This window comes from Streptomyces sp. G-G2 (assembly GCF_030063135.1).
In the GTDB taxonomy this organism is placed as follows: domain Bacteria; phylum Actinomycetota; class Actinomycetes; order Streptomycetales; family Streptomycetaceae; genus Streptomyces.
In genome coordinates this window covers 82,371-103,254 of the sequence record NZ_JASISO010000032.1, presented here as the reverse complement: position 1 = coordinate 103,254, position 20,884 = coordinate 82,371, and the positions used below count along the sequence as shown (strand labels likewise).

At 70.4% G+C, this 20,884-nt stretch carries 19 protein-coding genes and 1 tRNA gene; 7 read left to right on the top strand and 13 right to left on the bottom strand.

What is annotated here, in order from left to right; all coding sequences use genetic code 11:
• Positions 1–173: 173 nt before the first annotated feature.
• Positions 174–248, bottom strand: a tRNA-Val gene (locus QMF80_RS24470).
• Between the two features lie 115 nt (positions 249–363).
• Between QMF80_RS24470 and QMF80_RS24465 the strand changes: the two genes are divergently transcribed.
• From QMF80_RS24465 to QMF80_RS24455, 3 genes are all read left to right on the top strand, one after another.
• Positions 364–1,608 carry an HlyD family secretion protein gene (locus QMF80_RS24465; RefSeq protein ID WP_283456741.1) on the top strand — a complete coding sequence of 415 codons (1,245 nt, stop codon included), beginning with the start codon at positions 364–366 and terminating at the stop codon, positions 1,606–1,608.
• Positions 1,609–1,679: 71 nt separating this feature from the next.
• Entirely contained in the window at positions 1,680–2,423 is a 744-nt protein-coding gene (locus QMF80_RS24460) for a DUF4383 domain-containing protein (RefSeq protein ID WP_283456739.1), read from the top strand.
• Positions 2,424–2,500: 77 nt separating this feature from the next.
• Positions 2,501–2,725, top strand: a complete 225-nt coding sequence (locus tag QMF80_RS24455; protein ID WP_283456737.1) for an FmdB family zinc ribbon protein — start codon at positions 2,501–2,503, stop codon at positions 2,723–2,725.
• 54 nt (positions 2,726–2,779) lie between these two features.
• On the opposite strand, the gene QMF80_RS24450 is transcribed toward QMF80_RS24455, so the two are convergent.
• The 4 genes from QMF80_RS24450 to QMF80_RS24435 are packed head-to-tail and all read right to left on the bottom strand — an operon-like array spanning position 2,780 to position 8,092.
• Entirely contained in the window at positions 2,780–3,442 is a 663-nt protein-coding gene (locus QMF80_RS24450; RefSeq protein ID WP_283456735.1) for an O-methyltransferase, read from the bottom strand.
• Positions 3,439–4,260, bottom strand: coding sequence for an HAD family hydrolase (locus QMF80_RS24445; RefSeq protein ID WP_283456733.1), 822 nt, complete (start codon positions 4,258–4,260; stop codon positions 3,439–3,441). Before QMF80_RS24445 ends, QMF80_RS24450 begins: the two co-directional genes overlap by 4 nt.
• Positions 4,257–6,911, bottom strand: coding sequence for a phosphoribosyltransferase (locus tag QMF80_RS24440; RefSeq protein ID WP_283456730.1), 2,655 nt, complete (start codon positions 6,909–6,911; stop codon positions 4,257–4,259). Before QMF80_RS24440 ends, QMF80_RS24445 begins: the two co-directional genes overlap by 4 nt.
• A 17-nt stretch (positions 6,912–6,928) precedes the next feature.
• The gene (locus QMF80_RS24435) at positions 6,929–8,092 is read right to left on the bottom strand and encodes an HpcH/HpaI aldolase/citrate lyase family protein (RefSeq protein ID WP_283456728.1); all 1,164 of its coding nucleotides are present in this window, start codon (positions 8,090–8,092) and stop codon (positions 6,929–6,931) included.
• A gap of 205 nt (positions 8,093–8,297) precedes the next feature.
• On the opposite strand from QMF80_RS24435, the gene QMF80_RS24430 reads away from it, so the two are divergent.
• The gene (locus QMF80_RS24430) at positions 8,298–9,104 is read left to right on the top strand and encodes a TerD family protein (protein WP_283456758.1); all 807 of its coding nucleotides are present in this window, start codon (positions 8,298–8,300) and stop codon (positions 9,102–9,104) included.
• A gap of 19 nt (positions 9,105–9,123) precedes the next feature.
• Here QMF80_RS24430 and QMF80_RS24425 read toward each other — a convergent pair whose 3' ends face one another.
• The 6 genes from QMF80_RS24425 to QMF80_RS24400 form a co-directional block, all read right to left on the bottom strand.
• Positions 9,124–9,864 carry a TerD family protein gene (locus tag QMF80_RS24425; protein WP_283456755.1) on the bottom strand — a complete coding sequence of 247 codons (741 nt, stop codon included), beginning with the start codon at positions 9,862–9,864 and terminating at the stop codon, positions 9,124–9,126.
• 102 nt (positions 9,865–9,966) lie between these two features.
• The gene (locus QMF80_RS24420) at positions 9,967–11,082 is read right to left on the bottom strand and encodes a DUF475 domain-containing protein (protein ID WP_283456725.1); all 1,116 of its coding nucleotides are present in this window, start codon (positions 11,080–11,082) and stop codon (positions 9,967–9,969) included.
• 25 nt (positions 11,083–11,107) lie between these two features.
• Entirely contained in the window at positions 11,108–11,683 is a 576-nt protein-coding gene (locus QMF80_RS24415; RefSeq protein WP_283456723.1) for a TerD family protein, read from the bottom strand.
• Positions 11,684–11,811: 128 nt separating this feature from the next.
• Positions 11,812–12,387 carry a TerD family protein gene (locus QMF80_RS24410; protein WP_283456721.1) on the bottom strand — a complete coding sequence of 192 codons (576 nt, stop codon included), beginning with the start codon at positions 12,385–12,387 and terminating at the stop codon, positions 11,812–11,814.
• A gap of 148 nt (positions 12,388–12,535) precedes the next feature.
• Entirely contained in the window at positions 12,536–12,994 is a 459-nt protein-coding gene (locus tag QMF80_RS24405) for a peroxiredoxin (RefSeq protein WP_283456719.1), read from the bottom strand.
• Between the two features lie 143 nt (positions 12,995–13,137).
• Positions 13,138–13,569: a DUF3052 domain-containing protein gene (locus tag QMF80_RS24400; RefSeq protein ID WP_283456717.1), complete on the bottom strand. Its 432-nt coding sequence runs from the start codon at positions 13,567–13,569 to the stop codon at positions 13,138–13,140.
• 434 nt (positions 13,570–14,003) lie between these two features.
• Here QMF80_RS24400 and aceE point away from each other — a divergent pair, with 434 nt between their 5' ends.
• Together aceE and QMF80_RS24390 are read left to right on the top strand one after the other, a co-directional pair.
• Positions 14,004–16,736, top strand: a complete 2,733-nt coding sequence (gene aceE / locus QMF80_RS24395) for a pyruvate dehydrogenase (acetyl-transferring), homodimeric type (protein WP_283456715.1) — start codon at positions 14,004–14,006, stop codon at positions 16,734–16,736.
• Between the two features lie 77 nt (positions 16,737–16,813).
• Entirely contained in the window at positions 16,814–17,617 is an 804-nt protein-coding gene (locus tag QMF80_RS24390) for a potassium channel family protein (protein ID WP_283456713.1), read from the top strand.
• Here QMF80_RS24390 and QMF80_RS24385 read toward each other — a convergent pair.
• Positions 17,598–17,978 (bottom strand): peptidase inhibitor family I36 protein, encoded by a 381-nt coding sequence (locus QMF80_RS24385; protein ID WP_283456710.1) that lies wholly within the window; start codon positions 17,976–17,978, stop codon positions 17,598–17,600. The two genes, QMF80_RS24390 and QMF80_RS24385, sit on opposite strands and share 20 nt — an antisense overlap.
• Before the next feature lie 252 nt (positions 17,979–18,230).
• Positions 18,231–19,835: an MFS transporter gene (locus QMF80_RS24380; protein ID WP_283456708.1), complete on the bottom strand. Its 1,605-nt coding sequence runs from the start codon at positions 19,833–19,835 to the stop codon at positions 18,231–18,233.
• A gap of 191 nt (positions 19,836–20,026) precedes the next feature.
• Between QMF80_RS24380 and QMF80_RS24375 the strand changes: the two genes are divergently transcribed.
• Complete coding sequence (locus QMF80_RS24375; RefSeq protein WP_283456706.1) at positions 20,027–20,692, top strand: TetR family transcriptional regulator; 666 nt, start codon at positions 20,027–20,029, stop codon at positions 20,690–20,692.
• The last annotated feature ends 192 nt before the right edge of the window (positions 20,693–20,884 follow it).

Genomic DNA, 20,884 nt, shown 5'->3' with positions numbered 1-20,884 from the left:
GTCGCCGACCAGCTCAACCGCCGCCCACGCAAAACGCTCGGCTGGGAAACCCCAGCCGAGCGCCTGCATAAACTCCTCGCGGCCTAGACAACCGACCACGTGTTGCAACGACCGCTAGAAACCGCCAACACGACTGGAGGGCCAATAACAGGCTCTCACCTGCTAGTTATCCCTGGTGGGCGCGGACGGTTTCGAACCGCCGACATCTGCTTTGTAAGAGCAGCGCTCTACCCCTGAGCTACGCACCCGTGGATGAGTGGACAGCCTACATGGACGGCGTACCCCGGACACAAACGCGATCGCGTGGGGGAGAATGGGGTGGGGCATGCTGGACGCGGTTGGACGCGGTACGGGAGAGGGATTGTGACAACGGCTTCCCGGCGGTGGTTCGGTGGGCGGGACGAGAGCCGGCGGGCGGATGCGCAGGCCGCGAAGGATGCTGCCGCCGCCGCGTTCTACGAGCTCGACACCGCACAGCGGGATCTGCGGATCTCGATAGAGACGATCACCGCGGCGGACGGGTCTCCCGCCGGGCGGCGGGCCGTCGAGGGCTTCGCGGAACTGGGCCGGCGGATCGACGCGGTCAGCCAGGTCTACATCGAGGCCGTCGACGCGCACGACCTGGACCGGGACGATCTCGACGGCGCGGTGGCCGCGCGCGCCCAGCGTGAGCTGGAGCGGGCGCGGGACGAGCTGGTGCGGGTCAAGGGCGAGCTGGAGCGGTTTGACCAGGGGCTGCGGCCGCTGCTCGACAACGCCGAGTCGCAGCTGGCGCGGGTCGCGCCCGCGCGGGAGCGGGCCAAGGCCGCGCTGCTCGCGGCGGCGAACGCGCTGGACGCCGTACGGGCCTCCGGCATGCGCGCCGACGACCTGGCCGCGCGGCTGGCGGCGCTCGGGCCGGAGCTGACCATGCTCAACCAGGGCGCGGCGCGGCACGGGGTGCCCGCCACGGTGCAGCGCGCCGACCGGATCCTGCGGGACGCGGAGGCGGTGCGGGCGGAGGCGGCCAGGCTGCCGGAGCGGGCGGCCGAGATGGACCGCCGGCTGGTGAGCCTGCGGACCCGGGCGCAGGCCCTGCGCAACCGGGCGGACCGGGTGGATCCGGTGCTGAGCGAGCTGCGGCGCCGGTTCAGCGCCGACTGCTGGCAGGACCTGCAGCACGTACCGGAGCAGGCGCTGGCCTCCGTACGGCAGGCGGAGGAGCGGTTGAAGGAGGCGGGGCAGGCCCGGCAGGAGCAGCGCTGGTCGGAGGCCACCGAGCTGATCGCCACCGTCCGCGAGCTGTTCGACTCGGTGGACGCGGCGGTGTCGACGGCCCAGGACCGGCTGACCCGGCTGGAGGCGGTGGCCAAGGATCCACAGGCGGAGGTCCAGCGGACCCGGTTCGCGATCCGGGACGCGCAGCGGCTGGCGATGGAGGGGCGCAGCGTGCCCGATCCGCGGCACGCGGGGCCGCTGGACGAGTCGGTGGCCCGGGTGGAGCGGGCGCTGGCCGGGCTGGAGGGACGGCACCCGGACTACTGGCACTTCCTCCAGGAGATGGAGGGCGTACGGGCGACCGTGGCCGGGGTGGTCAGCGATATGCGGGGGCGGCGCGGCACCGGCTGAGGCCTGGGTTGTCGGACGGCGGGCATCGGCGGATGCTGGAGTTCCAGAAACGGAGCTGAGGAGGCGGCGCCATGGCTGCCCACATTTCCCACAGGCCTCGTGCGGGCCGCGCCTCCCAGGCGCCCCCTGTACCGCATGAGCCCGAGTCGTACGCGTCCCATGCGCTCTACGGATGCCATGAGGCCCACGAGAACTATGCGCCGTACGTAGCCCACGAGCCCTACGCGTCTCATGCGCCGCAGGCTTCCGAGGGGCTGCTGCGACGCCTCCTGCGTCCCGTCAACGCTGAGCTCGACGATCACCTGCCCGCCGACCACAAGCTCAGCCAGGTCTATCGGGTCGGTGCCGGACTGACCGGGCTGTTGCTGGTCGCCTTCGGGATCCTCGGGATCATCGACCGGATCGGTTTCTTCGACACCGGTGGGGCCACGGTGCTCGCCCTGAACACCAACGGTTCGCTGAGTGTGCTGTCGATCTGTATCGGAGGGCTGTTGTTCGTCGGGATGGTGATCGGGGGCAGCTTCGCGTCGACGCTCAACATCACGCTGGGCCTGCTGTTCATCGCGAGCGGGTTCGTCAATCTCGCGCTGTTGGACACCGGCCTGAACTTCCTGGCCTTCCGGATCCAGAACGTGCTGTTCAGCTTCGTCGTCGGCGTGATGCTGATGTGGTTCGGGATGTACGGGCGGGTGGGCAGTGCGTTGCCGCACGACAATCCGTACTGGCGCGCGCGGCACCCCGAGCAGGCGGCGCGGGAGGAGCGGATGCGGGCCCGTCCGGGGTCGGTGGCCGTGGGCCCCGGCCCGGCTCGGTAGCCGTCGCCCTGGCCTGGCCCCCTGGCACGCTCCGGCTGAATACGTCCACGTCGGCTCCGAGCGCATAGCCTGTGCGCATGCCCCGTTATGAATACCGCTGCCGGACCTGCGAGGACGTCTTCGAGGTCAGCCGCCCCATGGCCGAGTCCGCCGCGCCCGCGAGTTGCCCCGCCGGGCACGGCGACACCGTCAAGCTGCTGTCCGCCGTCGCCGTCGGCGGCACGCGTTCCGCCGCCCCCGCACCAGCCCGCGCGGGCGGAGGCGGCGGAGGCGGGTGCTGCGGCGGCGGAGGCTGCGGCTGAGCCCCGCCAGCCGGCCGGTCGGCCGGCTACCCCGCCAGCCCCCACCGGCCTCCGCTAGCTCCGCTTGCGCGACAGCGTCAGGCCGTCCGAGATCGCCAGCATCACGGACTCCATCCGCTTGTCCCCCGCGACGTGGTCGTTGAAGGCGCGCACCCCGGCCCCCGAGCCGGTCGCCGACTCGTCCAGCACCGTGCCGTGGAAGAGGGTGTTGTCCGTGACGATCAGGCCGCCCGGCCGCAGCCGCGGGACCAGTTCCTCCCAGTAGGCGATCTGGCTCTGCTTGTCGGCGTCGATGTACGCCAGGTCGACGTGTTCCCCGAACGGCATCGCCCGCAGCGTGTCCAGCGCGGGCCCGATCCGCAGCTCGATCCGGTCCGCGACCCCGGCCGCCGCCCAGGCCTGGCGCCCGTACGCCGTCCACTCCTCCGAGACGTCACAGGCGATCAGCCGGCCGTCCTCGGGCAGCGCCTGGGCCATGGACAGCGCCGAGAAACCGGTGAAGGTGCCGACCTCCACGATGTGGCGCGCGCCCGTCAGCCGGACCAGGAAGGCCAGCAGCGGCCCCTGTTCCTGCGCGGACTGCATTCCGGCGACGTCCGGGAACTTCTCGTAGGTCGTCGCGACCAGGGCCTGCTGGACCTCGTCCAGCGGCGGATTGTGGTCGAGCATGTACGCGTACAGCTCATCCGTGATCTTGGTGCTGTTGCCTTTGGTCATGCGCTCAGTCTGCCCACCGCACGGCCGAACTGGCGGATGATCTCCTCACCCGCCGCCACTCCCTGGGTGGTCAGCGCCCGCACGCCCGGCGGGTTCCATCCCGCGTCGGCCAGTTCGCCGTGTCCCGGCCGCCACGCCTCGTCCGCCGCTTCCAGCAGGTCGGCGTCCAGCAGCGAGTCCCCGGCGGCCAGCGTGTGCGCGGCGCCGGTCCGCCGGGCCACCTCCCGCATGGCCGCGCTCTTGGTCAGCGGGCGCGGGACGGCGTATATCTTGCGGCCCTGGAGCGAGACCGTCCAGCCCCGCTCCTGCGACCACTCCACCAGCTCCTTGAGCCACTCCGGCGGCACCAGCTCCCGTTCCACCACCAGGTACGCGAAGAGGTCCTCCGCCACCCGGGCCTTGCGCAGCCACAGCGGGTCCGCGGTGTCCAGCAGGTGCCCGTACACCTCCTCCAGCGGCGCGCACTCCCGCTCCAGCCGCTTGGCCACCTGGCGCCGCCAGTCCCGGTCGGGCGCGCCGTCGACCAGCAGCTGCCCGCCGTTGGCGCAGATCGCGTAGGCGGCGGGGCGGCCGGGGAAGCGGATCCGCTGGTACTGCTTGCGCGTGCGCGTGGTGGTCGGGACGAACACCACGCGGGAGTCGGCGGTCAGTTCGGCGAGCAGCCCGGCCGCCGTCTCCGTCATGAAGGAGAGCGGGCGGCTCTCGTGCACCTCGACGCACAGCAGCCGGGGGGCCACCGGATCGGGCATGGTCAGCCCGAGGGCCGCCGCCGAGTAGATGAGCGTACGGTCGAGATCACTGGCTACCAGGACGGTCACTTGGAGGCCACAGCCTTTCCGTCGGCGCCGGTGGCGCCGCGTGTGAAGCGGGGATGGATGAGTCCTACGCACGTGTACGGCAGCCCGTCGGCCTCCTCGACCGGCACCCCGCGCTGCTCGGCCAGCAGGCGTACGTGGTCCAGGTCGGCCCCGGCGCCGCGCCGGGCCAGGATCTTCCACGGGACGCGGCGGAGCAGGACGCGGGTGGTCTCGCCGACGCCGGGCTTGACGAGGTTGACGTCGTGGATGCCGTACTCCTCGCTGATCCGCTCCACCGCCGCCCAGCCCTCCCAGGTCGGGCTGCGGTCGGCCGCCAGCAGCTCCTTGACCTCGGCGTCCACCACGTCGGCCACCTCGTCGAAGCGGGCGGCGACGGTGTCAACGAACGCGACGGACACATCGGCCCCGGCCAGTTCGCGGTAGAACTTGGCGCCGTGGAAGTCGTCCGGGCCCACCAGGTCGGACCGCAGCACGGTTCGCGATATGAGTCCGGAGACGGTCGAGTTGAGGCAGGCGGAGGGGATCAGGAAGTCCTCGCGGGTGCCGTACGTCGACACGCAGCCGCCCGGGTCGGCGAGGACCACGATCTCCGGGTCGAAGCCGGGGCCCCCTTCGGCCTTCTGATGCGCTTCGAGCGCCGCCTTGAGTTCGCGGGTGATGGCGCCCTTGCCGGTCCAGCCGTCGACGAACACCACGTCGGCCGGGTCGTGGTGGGCGGCCAGCCAGCGCAGCGCGTTGGCGTCGATGCCCCGGCCGCGCACGATGGAGACGGCGTAGTGCGGCAGGTCCAGACCGTGGCGCAGCTGCGCCCAGCGGCGCATCAGCACCCCGACCGGGGTGCCCGCGCGGGCCAGCGAGACCAGCACCGGGTGCGGGGAGCGCTCGGCGAGGACGGTCTCGGTGACCGTGCCGACGGCGCGCGCGATGCGGGCGGCGGAGGCGGCCAGGGCGCTGCGGTACAGCTCCTGGTAGTGGTCGCTGGGCTGGTACTCCACGGGCAGGGATTCGGCGTAGTGCGCGCCGCCGGCCTGGATGGCTTCCTCGCGTTCCTCGGTGGGGGCTTCCAGCTCCACGTCGGAGAGGTCCTGGAGCAGCCAGCCGACGTCCTCGGCCGGGTAGGAGGAGAACGCGGGTCCGCGCAGCGGCTCGGGCAGCGCCGAAGGCTCCGACGGCTCCAGCTCTGACCGCTTCGACCTCTCTGGCAGCTCTGACAGCTCTGACAGCTCGGGCATGATCGGCTCCCGCCGGTCGTCGGGTACGTCGGATGGGTGCGCGCCCGGCGCGTACGACGGCACGTACGACGGTACGACGGCCAGCGCGACCCGGCCCGTGTGCGGCGCGAGGCTGGCCAGGAGCCCGTCCGGGGCGTGCAGGGCCGGGGTGTCACCGGCCGAGTCCACGACCGCGACCACGGTGTCGAAGGCGGGGCCCCCGGCGGTGAAGACGTTGTAGGCGTAGCGCTCGCCGGGCCCGTCGGCCGGGTCGTCGTGGGCCGGGAAGACCAGCCGGGTGCGGATGGCGTAGCCGGGGTCGTCGACGGCGAGGACGGGCGAGCGGGTGGTGGTGGAGAAGCACACCTCGGCGGCGGTCCCGGTCTCCTCCAGGGCCTGCGCGAGCCGCAGCGGGGCGTACATCAGCTCCTCGTTGCCGAGTACGAGGACCCGCCCGGGGCGCTCCCCCAGGGCGCGGGAGAGCTGCGCGCCGAGCCCGGGCAGGGCGGCCTCCAGCCGGGCGCGGTGCGCGGGGGTGAACCCGTGCCTGCCGCCGTCCGGGACCCCGGCCGGCCAGTCGAGCGGGACCCGGGTGACGCGGGCGTGCGCGGGGGCGGGAGCGTGCGCCAGGGGCGCGTCCAGCGCCTCGCACGCCGCAGCATCCTGCGCCTCGCACGCCCCCGCGCCCTGGGCCTCGTACTGCTCGACCAGCCGCATGCCGCGCTCCAGCACGCCCTCCGGCAGTCGCACGGTGCCACTGGCCAGGGCGATCAGGTCCACCCGGGCCCCCAGGCTCTCCGCGAAGGCGGTCAGCCGGTCGCGGTCGGCCGCCGAGCGCATGTCGACCAGGGCGACCACGACGTAGTGCTCGCGCGGATGACGTTCGTGCAGGTCACGGATGGTGTTCAGGACCGTGTTGCCGGTGGAGAACTCGTCGTCGACCAGGACCAGTGGGCCGCTCCCGGCCAGCAGCTCCGGGTCCTCCGGCAGCAGCAGGTGCGAGGTGGCGTGCGAATGCGCCTCCTCGAAGCCCCCCGCGGGCGCCACGCCCGGGACCGGGCGGCGGGTGGAGTGCAGGTACGGGGCCGTGCCGAGGCCGTCGGCGACGCAGTGGCCGAGCCCGGTCGCGGTCTCGGCGTACCCGAGCACCACGGCGGAGGGGGCCGCCTCACCCAGTAGCTCGCGCACCCGCAGCCCCAGCCCGTACCCGGCGCCGTGGACCACCGCCGGGGAGCGGGGGACGTGCTTGCCCAGCACCCGGGACACCAGCAGGTGCGCCCGCTTGGGGTTGCGGCGCAGCGCCAGGCCGAGCAGCTCGGCGAGCGGTGGCGCGCCCGGCTCGGGCCGCGGGCCCTCGTCCAGGGCCACGCCCAGCCGGTCCGCCACCCATGTTCCCGACCACACCGCTTCGATCTTCTTGCCCTTCCTCGACGTCGACACCCGGTCCGGATCCCGGTTCAGACCTGGAGTCCGGCGGTGAGGAGGTCGACGAAGCCGACCTCCTCCCTGGCCACACCGAAGACCTCGGCGCGCAGCATGGTGCGCTCGGCCCAGGCCCGGTGCGGCTTCACTTCATTCATTTTGTTCGTATAAGCCGATCTCATCACTCCGCCGCCGCCCCGCTCGGGGCGCAGGATGTCCTGGGCGTCGCTGAACTCCTCGTGGGAGACCACGGACAGTGCGTGCACCGGGGTGACGTGCGCGGGGTGGATGCAGGTCTTGCCGAGCAGGCCGTTGGCCCGGTCGAGTTCGATCTCGCGCAGCAGGCCGTCTAGGTCGTGCTCGATGAGCGCGGTGCGCAGCTCCTCGACGCCCTCCTCCAGGAAGGGGCTGCGCCGCAGCTGCGGCTTGAAGAGGCGCTGCTGGCTGCGGAAGTACTCCCAGACGGGTCCGGTCACGGTGAATCCGGTGCCGTCGGCCCTGCTCAGGACGTTGACCACGTCCGCGATGACGCCCGCGACGATCTGGACGTCGTAGGCGGTCATGTCGGGGGTGCGGCGCAGTCCGTACGCCGAGCAGAAGTCGGTCACGCCCAGGCGCAGGGCCAGGACCCGCTCGCGGTAGCTGTTGACCGTGCGGGAGATGCCCGCGAGGGCTTCGGCCCGGGTTTCCAGGTGCAGCAGGTCGGGGGTTTCCAGCACGGGCATGGCGTAGAACGGCCGCCCGCCGACCTCCTCGGCCCGGCCGACGGCGTCGAGGAAGGCGACCCCACGGCTTTCCGTGAATTTGGGGAGTACGAATCCGGCCAATCGGCGCACGGACCCGCCGAGGCGTCGCACGATGTCGGGTATCTGTTCGGGTTCGCGGACCCGGACGAAGAGCAGCGGGGCCTCAGCCGCGTTCGCGTCGATCTCGGCGAACTGCCGGACGAGGTTCTCCTCGCCGCCCGCGACCTCGGCGTCGCTGATGGAATCCTCCAGGCAGAGGACCATGGAGACGACTCCGCGACCGGCCTGCTTGGCGACGTCGGCCGCCAGGTGGGGCCGGGTGGCGGGGCTGTACAGGGTGGCCCCCAGGGCCGCGGCGAGCGTGCGGGCCGGTGAGCCGGCGGTGAACTCCACCGGCTCCTGGTGGAAGAGATCCTTACGGACAGTAGGCGATATGTGCCCGAAATGACGCATGTGCTTCCCCCTACTGACTCGGCGGCCCCATTGGCATGGCCGGTAATAGTACGTACGAATGAGTTCCAAGAGTTCCTCAAGCACATGAAGTTCGGGTAACCCTCTTGCACCATGCCCCGCTCCCGGACGACCGAACAAGGGCCGAGGGCGACACTCGGGGGGCCCGCATTGTCCCGGCCCGCCCCGGGAGGGCAGGATGACCGCCATGACGCACGCGATGCAGAAGGGCTCCAACATCCCGGTGACCGCCGCCGCGGTCCGGGCGGTGCTGCGCTGGACCGGCGGCCCCGAGGTCCCGGACGTGGACGCTTCGGCGCTGCTCGTGGGGGCGGACAGCCGTGTGCGCTCGGACGAGGACTTCGTCTTCTACAACCAGCCCCGGCACCCCTCCGGGGCGGTCTGGCGGCTGGGCAAGAAGCGGGTCGGGGACGCGGTCACCGACGCCGTGCAGATGGACCTGGTCTCGGTGCCCGGCTGGGTGGACCGGATCCTCGTGGTCGTCTCGGCGGAGGACGTGCCCTTCGAACGGGTCGGGGACCTGCGGATCCTGCTCTACGACGCCACGGTGAGCGGGGGCACCGAGCCGCTCGCCTACTTCGACGTACAGCCCGAGACGGGCGCGGAGACGGCGCTGATGTGCGGGGAGGTGTACCGCAGGTCCGACGGGTGGAAGTTCCGCGCGCTGGGCGAGGGCTACTCGAACGGGCTGGTCGGGCTGGCCACCGATCACGGCATCTCGGTGGACGACGGCGCCGGGGAACCGGAGGCGGCCGCGGGCGCGGCCCCGGCGGCGCGGGCCGGGCAGGACGGGCCGGCCGCCGGGCAGCTCGGGCAGACCGGCCAGGCCGGGCCGACGGCGGCCATGCGGCCGACGGCGCCCGCCGCGGGGCCGACCCAGGCGCCGCCCGCCGCGCAGCCCGCCTACGGGTACCCGCAGCACGTGTCGCCCGCGCCCGCCGGGGACCCGTCCTTCCGGCTGCCGGTGCAGGGCCCGCAGTTCCTGCGCCGCTGACGCGGGCGGCCCGGGGCCGTCACGCCTTGGTGCTCTTGTAGCCCCGGCCCCACTGGAGCCCCCAGCCGTACAGCCGGTCCAGCTCGGCCTGGAACCCGTAGACGAACTTGACCTCGCGCCGCACGACGAGTTCCCCCTTGACCTTCTCCAGGGAGACCACCGCGCAGGAGCGGGCCTGCGGATGGCGTTCCTCCAGCGGGATCTCTATCCGCGGGCCGGTGACCGGGTAGAGGGTCACCATGGCGTGCGTACGGTCGAAGGCCGGGGTCTGGTCATAGATGTAGACGAAGATCAGCAGCCGCTTGATCTCGTCGGCGTGATCGAGGTTGACGTAGAGGGTCTCGCCCGAGGCCGAACCGAACCGGTCGTCGCCGCTGAGCTTGACGTACGGCGGGTCGTTGATGTCCCCGAGCAGGTTGCCCAGGGGTTGTACCGCCCCGCGCGTGCCGTCGGTCAGCTCGTACAGGCAGCCGAGGTCGAGGTCGACGTTGACCACGCCCTGCGTGTGCGCCTGCACCATGTCCGGCTTGAACAGCTTGAACGGATGGCGCAAGAGCTGCCCGCTCTCGCCGGAGCGGCCGCCGAAGTCGGAGGTCCGCATCCGCCAGGACAGGTTGACGCGCAGGTTTCCGTGGACCGCCCCCTGTTTGGTGAGCGACACCGTGGGGCGCCGTTTCGTCAGCTCGATCGCGTTCGACGACGCGCTGCCCGACTGGAACTGCGAGGCGCGGGCGCCCCTGAGGCCGTCGAAGAAATCGATGAAGCCCATGTCCATCCCCCCTGGGTTCGCAGATGCGGGACGGGGCGGCGTGGGAGTACCCCATGCCGCCCCGCAGTTGAGCGTTCCGCATTACCGCAGTGATCATGCCTCGACGGCGGACTCCTGAAGAGCCAGGCGCTTGTTGCGGCGGACCGAGGACCAGAAGGACCAGGCGATCAGCACCACTCCGACGAGGCCGGTGATGACCTCGTGGATCTCGTACTGGATGGTGACGAGCAGGATGACGGCGAGCGCGCCGATGGCGTAGTGCGCGCCGTGCTCCAGGTAGACGTAGTCGTCCAGGGTGCCCTGGCGGACCAGGTAGACCGTCAGCGACCGGACGTACATGGCACCGATGCCGAGGCCGAGGGCCATGAGCACGATGTCGTTGGTGATGGCGAAGGCGCCGATGACCCCGTCGAAGGAGAACGACGCGTCCAGTACCTCGAGGTAGAGGAACATGAAGAACGCGGCCTTGCCCGCCATGACGACCGCCGAGACCGGACTGCCGGACTTCTTGGCCGCTTCCTCGGCCTCGTGCTCGGCCTCCTCCTCCTCTTCGAGCTTGTTCTCGAAGTAGCCGGAGAGACCGCCGACGATCATGTAGGTGATCAGACCGGCGATGCCGGAGATCAGGACCGTCTGCGCCTTGTCCACATGGGTGCCGCCGTGCTGGTGGGCGTTGGCGGCGAAGGTGAACGAGGAGATCAGCAGGACGATCAGCGCGATGCACGCCGACAGCATGTCGATCTTGCCGAGCTTGGCGAGGGGACGCTCCAGCCAGGCGAGCCACTTGATGTCGCGGTCCTCGAAGATGAAGTCCAGGAAGATCATCAGGAGGAACATGCCGCCGAAGGCCGCGATCGCCGGGTGGGCGTCGGTGACCAGCTGCTGGTACTGGTTCTTGTCGGTCATCGCGAGATCGACGGCCTCGATGGGCCCGATCTTGGCGGTGATCGCGACGATCACGACAGGGAAGACCAGTCGCATGCCGAACACGGCGATGAGGACACCGACGGTGAGGAAGATCTTCTGCCAGAAGGCACTCATCTTCTTCAGGATTCCGGCGTTGACCACCGCATTGTCGAAGGACAGCGAGATCTCCAGGATGGACAGGATCGCGACGATCCCGAACGCGGTCCACCCCCCGTAGAGAACCGCCGCGGCCAGGCCGAGCGCAGTAATTGCGAACGACCAGCCGAAGGTTTTCAGAACCACGGGCACCCCATCGTCTTGTACGGCTTTACGAAACGTTGACCCCGAAGTCTAGAGCGATGCCCCGCAGGCCCGACGCGTACCCCTGCCCCACGGCCCGGAACTTCCATTCGGCGCCGTACCGGTAGACCTCGCCGAAGATCATCGCGGTCTCGCTGGAGGCGTCCTCGGAAAGGTCGTAACGCGCCAACTCCTGGCCGTCCGCCTGGTTCACCACGCGGATGAAGGCATTGGTGACCTGGCCGAAGGACTGCCCGCGGGCATCGGCGTCGTGGATGGACACCGGGAAGACGATCTTGTCGCACACCGCCGGGACCTTGGTGAGGTCGATCAGGACCGACTCGTCGTCGCCTTCACCCTCACCGGTGAGGTTGTCACCCGTGTGTTCGACGGAGCCCTCGGGGCTCTTGAGGTTGTTGTAGAAGACGAAGTACTCGTCGCCCAGCACCCGGCCGTTGCCGCACAGCAGCGCGCTGGCGTCCAGGTCGAAGTCGGCGCCGGTGGTCGAGCGCGCGTCCCAGCCGAGGCCGACCAGCAGCCGGGTCAGGTTCGGTGCGGCCTTGGAGAGGGAGACATTGCCCCCCTTGGCGAGTGTGACGCCCATGATGTGGTCCTCCCCGGAAGATGTGGCGCCGACGTCGGACGCCGACGAATCACATCCGGCGCCGTACACAGAAGTGCACGGCGCCGGACGGTGTACTGCTGGTACTGCTCCTGCGGGTGCTGGCGCGGTCAGACGTTGACGCCGAAGTCCTGCGCGATGCCGCGCAGGCCCGAGGCGTAACCCTGGCCGATGGCACGGAACTTCCACTCCGCGCCATTGCGGTACAGCTCGCCGAAGACCATGGCGGTCTCGGTCGAGGCGTCCTCGGAGAGGTCGTAGCGGGCCAGTTCGGTGTTGTCGGCCTGGTTCACGACGCGGATGTACGCGTTGCGGACCTGGCCGAAGCTCTGCTGGCGGCTCTCGGCCTCATAGATCGAGACAGGGAAGACGATCTTGTTGACGTCGGCAGGGACACCGGCGAGGTTGACCTTGATCGCTTCGTCGTCGCCCTCGCCCTCACCGGTGGTGTTGTCACCGGTGTGCTCGACCGAGCCGTCGGGGCTCTTCAGGTTGTTGAAGAACACGAAGTTCGCGTCGCTGGCGACCTTGCCCTGATCGTTGGTCAGGATCGCGCTGGCGTCGAGGTCGAAGTCGACACCGGTGGTGGTGCGAGCGTCCCAGCCCAGACCGACGATGACCGCCGTCAGGTTAGGCGCGGCCTTGGTCAGCGAGACGTTGCCGCCCTTGCTGAGGCTGACTCCCACGGGTCCTCCATTGGGTTCATGTGGGGCGGGGCCCCGTCGTGCGGTTGCTACCGGATCAACGGTTCGATCCTAGTGACGGGTTCCCGCCCGTACGGGGTTTTCGTGCGGAATCGTACGGATGCGGCTCGGCACCCGGCGCGGCGCCGGGTCAGATGCTGTCGAGCGCCTTGATGTACTCGTTCAGGTCACGCGCGTCGGGCAGCCCGTTGACGACGGTCCAGCGCACGACGCCGTCCTTGTCGATGATGAAGGTGCCGCGGACCGCGCAGCCCTTGTCCTCGTCGAAGACACCGTAGGCACGGGAGGTCTCGCCGTGCGGCCAGAAATCCGAGAGCAGCGGGTATTCCAGCCCCTCCTGCTCGCCGAAGATCCGCAGGGTCGGCGCGGAGTCGTTGGAGACCGCGAGCAGCTGTACGTCGTCGTTCTGGAACCGCGGCAGCTGGTCGCGCAGCTCGCACAACTCGCCGGTGCAGACGCCGGTGAAGGCGAAGGGGTAGAAGAGCAGCACCACGGCCTTCTCCCCGCGGAAGTCGGAAAGCCGCACGGTAGCGCCGTGGTTGTCCTTCAGTTCGAAGTCCGGGGCCTTGGTGCCGACCTCGATCGCCATCTCTCGTATCCCTTCGTTGGACCGTTCGGGTGAAGCCCAGCCTAGGCGAGGGCCTGACAGGACCGTACGCACGCGGCCGTAGGAACAGCAGAAACCCCGCCGACCGGAGCCGACGGGGTTCATCCACTTGTCTGGGCGCGTGGCTAGCGCTTGGACTTTGCGGCCTTGGGGGTCACCAGCTTGCTGGCGGCCCACTCCTTGCCGACGCTGACGCTCTTCGTCTGCGCCAGGCCCGCCGTCTGGGCGGCCTCGCTGATGTCACTGGCCTCGACGTAACCGGGACGACCGGTCTTGGGGGTCAGCAGCAGGATCAGTGCGCCGTCCTCCACCAAGTTGATGGAGTCGACCAGCGTGTCCGTCAGATCGCCGTCTTCGTCCCGGAACCAGAGCAGCACCGCGTCGGCGACGTCGTCGTACTCCTCGTCGACGAGGTCGCTGCCGATGTGATCCTCGATGGCCTCACGGAATTCCTGATCGACGTCGTCGTCGTAGCCGATCTCCTGGACCACCTGTTCGGACTCGAAACCCAGCCTGGAAACCAGACTGGTCTCCGCGTGGTCCGCGGTCGCGCTCACGGGGTGCCTCCTGCTCATGTATCGGTGATTGTCTTCGGCGGCGCGCGTACGCGCAGCATTGGGCGTAGTCCACACGGACGCGGCGGATCGCGCAAGTACCCGGTGCCCGAGACCGTCGAAACGGTGACGATTGCGGCCGTCTCGCCGCAACTTTAAGCCTGCCCGCGCGAACCCCTCGTGATTCATCCCACACCATTGCGGCGCATTCGGCACTCGATGAGGACTTTGACACTTGTTTGAGGGGCGAACGGCCTCACGAAGCGCGTGCGGCCCCTGGGCGTAAGGTTGCCATTTGGCCGGACCCGCTCCTCTCCCCTTGAGTGTGGCCTGATATTCCACCGGTTACCTACTGGTACAGATGACGATTTCGGCCGACCGGTGGACGATGGGAGTCGGCGACCCAGGCACGACTCCCCCGACAGCGAAGGAACAGCGTGGCTTCCGCATCCGATCGCAACCCGATCATCATTGGCGGCCTGCCGAGTCAGGTCCCGGACTTCGATCCGGAGGAGACTCAGGAGTGGCTCGACTCCCTCGACTCAGCCGTCGACGAGCGGGGCCGTGAGCGTGCCCGCTACCTGATGCTGCGGCTGATCGAGCGGGCCCGCGAGAAGCGCGTGGCCGTGCCCGAAATGCGCAGCTCGGACTACGTCAACACCATCGCGACCAAGGACGAGCCCTTCTTCCCCGGCAACGAGGAGATCGAGCGCAAGGTCCTGAACGCCACCCGCTGGAACGCGGCCGTCATGGTCTCGCGCGCCCAGCGCCCCGGCATCGGGGTCGGCGGCCACATCGCCACCTTCGCCTCCTCCGCCTCCCTCTACGACGTGGGCTTCAACCACTTCTTCCGGGGCAAGGACGAGGGCGACGGCGGGGACCAGATCTTCTTCCAGGGCCACGCCTCCCCCGGCATCTACGCGCGCGCCTACCTCCTGGACCGGCTCTCCGAGCAGCAGCTCGACGCGTTCCGCCAGGAGAAGTCGAAGGCCCCGTACGGCCTGTCCAGCTACCCGCACCCGCGGCTGATGCCGGACTTCTGGGAGTTCCCGACCGTCTCGATGGGCCTCGGCCCGCTCGGCGCGATCTACCAGGCCCGGATGAACCGGTACATGGCGGCGCGCGGGATCGCGGACACCTCCAAGTCCCACGTATGGGCGTACCTCGGCGACGGCGAGATGGACGAGCCGGAGTCGCTCGGCCAGCTGTCCATCGCCGCGCGTGAGGGCCTGGACAACCTGACCTTCGTCGTCAACTGCAACCTCCAGCGCCTCGACGGCCCGGTCCGCGGCAACGGCAAGATCATCCAGGAGCTGGAGTCGCAGTTCCGGGGTGCGGGCTGGAACGTCATCAAGCTGATCTGGGACCGCTCCTGGGACCCGCTGCTGGCCCAGGACCGCGACGGCATCCTGGTCAACAAGATGAACTCCACCCCCGACGGCCAGTTCCAGACGTACGCCACCGAGTCCGGCGCCTACGTCCGCGACCACTTCTTCGGCGGCGACCAGCGGCTGCGCGCGATGGTCGAGAACATGTCCGACCAGCAGATCCAGCACCTGGGCCGCGGCGGGCACGACCACAAGAAGGTCTACGCGGCCTACGCGGCGGCCAAGGCCCACAAGGGCCAGCCGACCGTGATCCTGGCCCAGACGGTCAAGGGCTGGACGCTGGGCCCGAACTTCGAGGGCCGCAACGCGACCCACCAGATGAAGAAGCTGACGGTCGACGACCTCAAGCGCTTCCGCGACCGGCTGCACATCCCGATCACGGACCAGCAGCTGGAGGGCGGCGCCCCGCCGTACTACCACCCGGGCCGCGACTCCCCCGAGATCCAGTACATGCACGACCGCCGCAACGCGCTGGGCGGCTACGTGCCGACCCGTGTGGTGCGCGCCAAGCCGCTCCAGCTGCCGGACGACACGACGTACGCGGCGGCCAAGAAGGGTTCCGGGCAGCAGTCGATCGCCACCACCATGGCCTTCGTCCGCATCCTGAAGGACCTGATGCGGGACAAGGAGATCGGCAGGCGCTTCGTGCTGATCGCGCCCGACGAGTACCGCACCTTCGGCATGGACGCGTTCTTCCCGAGCGCCAAGATCTACAACCCGCTGGGCCAGCAGTACGAGGCGGTCGACCGCGACCTGCTCCTCGCGTACAAGGAGTCCCCGACCGGCCAGATGCTGCACGACGGCATCTCGGAGGCGGGCTGCACGGCCTCGCTGATCGCCGCGGGTTCGGCGTACGCGACGCACGGCGAGCCGCTGATCCCGGTCTACGTCTTCTACTCGATGTTCGGTTTCCAGCGCACCGGTGACCAGTTCTGGCAGATGGCCGACCAGCTCGCGCGCGGTTTCGTGCTCGGCGCGACCGCGGGCCGGACCACCCTCACGGGTGAGGGACTCCAGCACGCCGACGGCCACTCCCAGCTGCTGGCCTCGACGAACCCGGGCTGTGTCGCCTACGACCCGGCCTACGGGTACGAGATCGCGCACATCGTCAAGGACGGTCTGCGCCGGATGTACGGGCCGCAGGCGGAGGACGTCTTCTACTACCTGACCGTCTACAACGAGCCGATCCAGCACCCGGCGGAGCCCGCCGACGTCGACGTGGACGGCATCCTGGCCGGCATCCACCGGATCTCCCGGGGCGCCGAGGGCGCCGTACCCGCGCAGCTCATGGCCTCGGGCGTGGCGGTGCCGTGGGCGCTGGAGGCGCAGCGGATCCTGGCCGCCGATTGGAACGTCCGGGCGGACGTCTGGTCGGCGACCTCCTGGAACGAGCTGCGCCGGGACGCCGTCGAGGTGGAGACGCACAACCTGCTCCACCCGGAGGAGGACCAGCGCGTGCCGTACGTGACGCGCAAGCTGTCCGGCGCCGAGGGGCCGTTCGTGGCGGTCTCGGACTGGATGCGGGCGGTACCGGACCAGATCTCGCGCTGGGTGCCCGGCGCGTACACCTCGCTGGGCGCGGACGGCTTCGGCTTCGCCGACACGCGCGGCGCGGCCCGTCGGTTCTTCCACATCGACGCCGAGTCGGTGGTGCTGGCGACGCTGACCGAGCTGGCGAAGGCCGGGAAGATCGACCGGTCGTTGCTCAAGCAGGCCATCGACCGGTACCAGCTGCTGGACGTCAAGGCGGCCGATCCGGGCGCCGCGGGCGGCGACGCGTAGGCGTCACGCCTTCGTTTCCACGGGGCGCCGGGAACCTGGGTTCCCGGCGCCCCCGTGTCGTTCCCTACGATTCCCGCATGAAGGAACAGCCCGCGCAGCTCCGCTGGGAGCGGCACACCCAGCTCCCCCTGCTCGTGTGCGCGGTGGCCTTCGGCGTCGCGTACGCCGTTCCGATCATCGTTGCGGACGCGGACCGGCCGGTGCACGAGGCCTGCCTGCTGACGGAGTGGCTGGTGTGGAGCGTGTTCGCGGGGGACTACGCGGTGCGGCTGCTGCTGGCCCCGGACCGGCGGGTGTTCGTACGGACGCACTGGCTGGACCTGGCGGCGGTACTGCTGCCGATGATCCAGCCGCTGCGGCTGCTGCGGCTGGTGTCCACCCTGCTGCTGGTGGGGCGGCGGGCCCGGATGGCCCCGCAGGTGCGGCTGACCACCTATGTGGCGGGCGCGGTGGTGGGGCTGCTGATGTTCGGGTCGCTGGCCGTGCTGAGCGTGGAGCGCGACGCCCCGCGGGGGAACATCAAGAACCTCCAGGACGCGGTGTGGTGGTCGTTCACCACGATGACCACCGTGGGCTACGGCGACCACTCGCCCACCACCGGTCTGGGGCGGCTGGTCGCGGTGGGCCTGATGCTGTCCGGCATCGCGCTGCTCGGTGTGGTGACCGCGAACATCGCGGCCTGGTTCATCTCCCGCTTCGAGCGCGACGACCAAGCGGAGCGGCTGCAGGCGGCCGCGCTCAGCGAACTGGCCGAGGAGGTACGGGCGCTGCGCGCCGAGGTCGCCCGGCTCGGCGGGGCGGTCCCGGGCGCGGGGGCCGACGTACCGGCTCCGCACCCGGCGCCCGGGACGCCCTCCGCGGTTATCGCTCCCACACCTTGAAGGCCCTCACCTGGTAGGGAGACTGGGGCAGCCAGACACCGTCGCCGGGGTAGGTCTGGAACTCTCCCGTCTCCCCGCATTCGGCCGACTGGTAGGTGGTCACGGGGCGTCCGGTGCGGTTGACGAGGGCCTGCGCACTGGTGCCCGGGGGCAGCGAGACGCAGTCGTTGGTGGTGAGGTCGGCCAGTTCGTGGATCTGCTTCGCGCCCTTGAAGTCGGGCTTGGCCCAGAAGCACAGCTGTCCGCTGGCGCAGGTCGCGAGCGGGGGCGGCCCGGCGGCGTGTGCGGCGGTGGCCGCGCCGGGGAGCAGGGTGGTGGCGGCCAGGAAGACGGCGGCGAGCACGGTGGAACTCGTACGCATGACGGGTCAACTCCTTGTGGTCACAGCGCACTCGGACGGGTGGCCCGATGGGCCGAGGGTCCGCTCCGAGTGCCGGTGACACCACGCTGACCTGCGACGACGGTCGGGCGGAAGAGCCCGGCGGCCGGTCCACCCGGATAGGCGACAGCCCCGCCGGACGGATCCGGCGGGGCTGTCGACGCTGCGGAGTTGACGCCTCCGGGGCGGCTCGCGAGGGGCCCGCGGGGCGGGCCGGACGCGGTTGCGGGCGGGTCAGATGTGGGCCGCGCCCGCTCCTGCGGCCGCGTTGTCCCCGCGCTTGGTGAAGCCCGCGACCACGGCGGCGAGCACCGCGACCACACCGGCCACGACGAAGGCGGTGTTCATGCCTGACACGAAGGTGTCATGGGCGACCGAGGTGATGGCCTTCGCGAGCTCCGCCGGAGCGCCCTCCGGGACGGGGGCCACGCCGACCGTGACGGCGCTCGTGGCCTGGTCCGCCTGCTCGGGGGTGAGCGGCGGCAGGTGCGCCCCGTTCCAGTTGCCGATGAAGGAGGAGGACACCTTGTTGGCCATGACGGCGCCGAGGACGGCGGTGCCGAGGCTGCCGCCGACCTGCATGGCGGCCTGCTGGAGGCCGCCGGCGACACCCGAGAGCTCCAGCGGGGCGTTGCCGACGATGACCTCGGTGGCGCCGACCATGACGGGCGCCAGGCCCAGGCCCATGAGGGCGAACCAGACGGACATGGTGACGGTGCCGGTGTCGGGGGTGAGCCGGGACATCCCGAAGCAGGCGGCGGCGGTGGCGACCATGCCCGCGACCAGCGGGATGCGGGGGCCGACCTTGGTGATGGCGAGGCCCGCGAGCGGCGAACCGATGATCATCATGCCGGTGAGCGGCAGCAGGTGCAGGCCGCTGTCGACCGGGCTCATGCCGTGCACGTTCTGCAGGTAGAAGGTGACGAAGAAGAGGCCGCCCATGAAGGCGAAGGCCATCAGGACCATCAGGACGGTGCCCGCGGACAGGGGCAGCGAGCGGAACATGCCGAGCGGGATCAGCGGTTCGGCGACCCGGGTCTCCCAGAAGGCGAAGAGCCCGAAGCAGAGCACGGACCCGGCCATGAACAGCAGGGTCTTGCTGTCGCCCCAGCCCCATTCGGAGGCCTTGATCAGGGACCAGATCAGCGAGAACATCGCGGCGGACAGGAGCAGGATGCCGAGGACGTCGAAGGACCTGGGGGCGTTCTCGGCCCGGTGGTCGAGCAGGATGAACAGGCCGAAGCCCAGCGCGATGATGCCGACGGGCACGTTGATGAAGAAGACGGACTGCCAGCTGACGTGCTCCACGAGCAGGCCGCCGACGATGGGTCCGGCGGCGGTCGAGGCGCCGATGACCATGCCCCAGATGCCGATGGCCATGTTGAGCTTCTCGGCGGGGAAGGTGGCGCGCAGCAGGCCGAGCGCGGCGGGCATCAGCAGGGCGCCGAAGACGCCCTGGGCGACGCGGAAGCCGATGACCAGCTCGACGCTGGACGAGAGGCCGATCGCGGCGGAGGACGCGGCGAATCCGGCGATGCCTATGAGGAAGGTCTGGCGGTGGCCGAAGCGGTCACCGAGCTTGCCCGCGGTGATCAGGGAGACCGCGAGGGCCAGCAGGTAGCCGTTGGTGATCCACTGCACCTCGGCGAGGGTGGCGTTGAGGTCGTCGGTGATGGCGGGGTTGGCGACGGCGACGATCGTGCCGTCGAGCGTGACCATCATGACGCCGATCGCGACGGCGAAGAGGGTCAGCCAGGGGTGTCCGCGGAGCCCGGAGGCCGGTCCCGGTCCGGGATCCTTGGCGGGGAGCCGGTCGTCGACGCTGATCTGACTAGTCATGCGAACAGGTTAGTGACAGCCGCTGACACTTCACAGACGGGTGAGCGAGACAGTAACTGTCACGTCCGTCACAGGTACCCTGACCGCCCGTCCCCCCGGCCCCCGCCGTCTCATCCCGTCCGCTGCCCGCCCGACCCTGCCCGATCCCGTTCGATCTCCGTCCACGCAGCCTGAAAGAGGACCCCGCGGTGATGACCGACCAGCGGCCCGCCGCCGCGGCGACCGCGCCACCGCCGCTCGCGGGACTGCGCGAGCGCAAGAAGCGCCGCACCCGCGACGCCCTGCTGCGCGCCTCCCTCGAACTCTTCACGACCAAGGGCTACGAGCGGACGACCGTCGACGAGATCACCGACGCCGTCGAGGTCTCCCAGCGCACCTTCTTCCGCTACTTCGCCAGCAAGGAAGAGGTCGCCTTCGCCGTCCAGGACCTGGTGGAGTCGCACTTCGTCGCCGCGCTCGAGGCGCGGCCCGCCGCCGAGGGGCCGCTGGTGGCCATGCGGAACGCCGTGCTCACCGCCTGGGACACCATCGAGGAGGCCATCGGCGAGGTGGTCCCGGTCGACCTGCACATGCGGGCGTACCAGCTGATCGAGTCCACTCCCGCGCTGCTCGCGGTCCACCTGCGCCGCTCCACCGAGCTGGAGGAGCGGATCGCCCGCCTGATCGCGGTCCGCGAGGGGCTCGACGTGGACACCGACCCGCGGCCGCGGGTCGCGGTGGCCGCGTTCTCCGGGGTGATGCGGGTGACCGGGCGGCTGTGGGGGCGGGGCGAGGACAGCAGCGTGGCCGCGATCCGCCGGATGACCGAGGACTACCTCGACCAGATCGGCCCCGCGCTGGCCGCCGACTGGCGCTGAGCCGTCCCGTACGCCCCCCAGTGCGCCTGTGCGCTCCACCGCGCCCCCGCGTACGCCCCACGCTCCCGGAGGCGGTCGTTCCGTACCGGCCCGAACCGCACCCAAAGGCACGGGTCGGCGCCCGTCAGTGACGGCCGCGCCGCCCAAACCGTGACCCCTGTCACCCGGCGCTCCGCACCTGGAAAAGGTCTC

Coding starts and splice junctions, on each gene's coding strand:
- QMF80_RS24415 (WP_283456723.1), bottom strand. CDS start 11,683: ATGGGCGTCACACTCGCCAAGGGGGGCAATGTCTCCCTCTCCAAGGCC.
- QMF80_RS24430 (WP_283456758.1), top strand. CDS start 8,298: ATGACGCACGCGATGCAGAAGGGCTCCAACATCCCGGTGACCGCCGCC.
- QMF80_RS24385 (WP_283456710.1), bottom strand. CDS start 17,978: ATGCGTACGAGTTCCACCGTGCTCGCCGCCGTCTTCCTGGCCGCCACC.
- QMF80_RS24455 (WP_283456737.1), top strand. CDS start 2,501: ATGCCCCGTTATGAATACCGCTGCCGGACCTGCGAGGACGTCTTCGAG.
- QMF80_RS24405 (WP_283456719.1), bottom strand. CDS start 12,994: ATGGCGATCGAGGTCGGCACCAAGGCCCCGGACTTCGAACTGAAGGAC.
- QMF80_RS24460 (WP_283456739.1), top strand. CDS start 1,680: ATGGCTGCCCACATTTCCCACAGGCCTCGTGCGGGCCGCGCCTCCCAG.
- QMF80_RS24380 (WP_283456708.1), bottom strand. CDS start 19,835: ATGACTAGTCAGATCAGCGTCGACGACCGGCTCCCCGCCAAGGATCCC.
- QMF80_RS24450 (WP_283456735.1), bottom strand. CDS start 3,442: ATGACCAAAGGCAACAGCACCAAGATCACGGATGAGCTGTACGCGTAC.
- QMF80_RS24435 (WP_283456728.1), bottom strand. CDS start 8,092: ATGCGTCATTTCGGGCACATATCGCCTACTGTCCGTAAGGATCTCTTC.
- QMF80_RS24390 (WP_283456713.1), top strand. CDS start 16,814: ATGAAGGAACAGCCCGCGCAGCTCCGCTGGGAGCGGCACACCCAGCTC.
- QMF80_RS24375 (WP_283456706.1), top strand. CDS start 20,027: ATGACCGACCAGCGGCCCGCCGCCGCGGCGACCGCGCCACCGCCGCTC.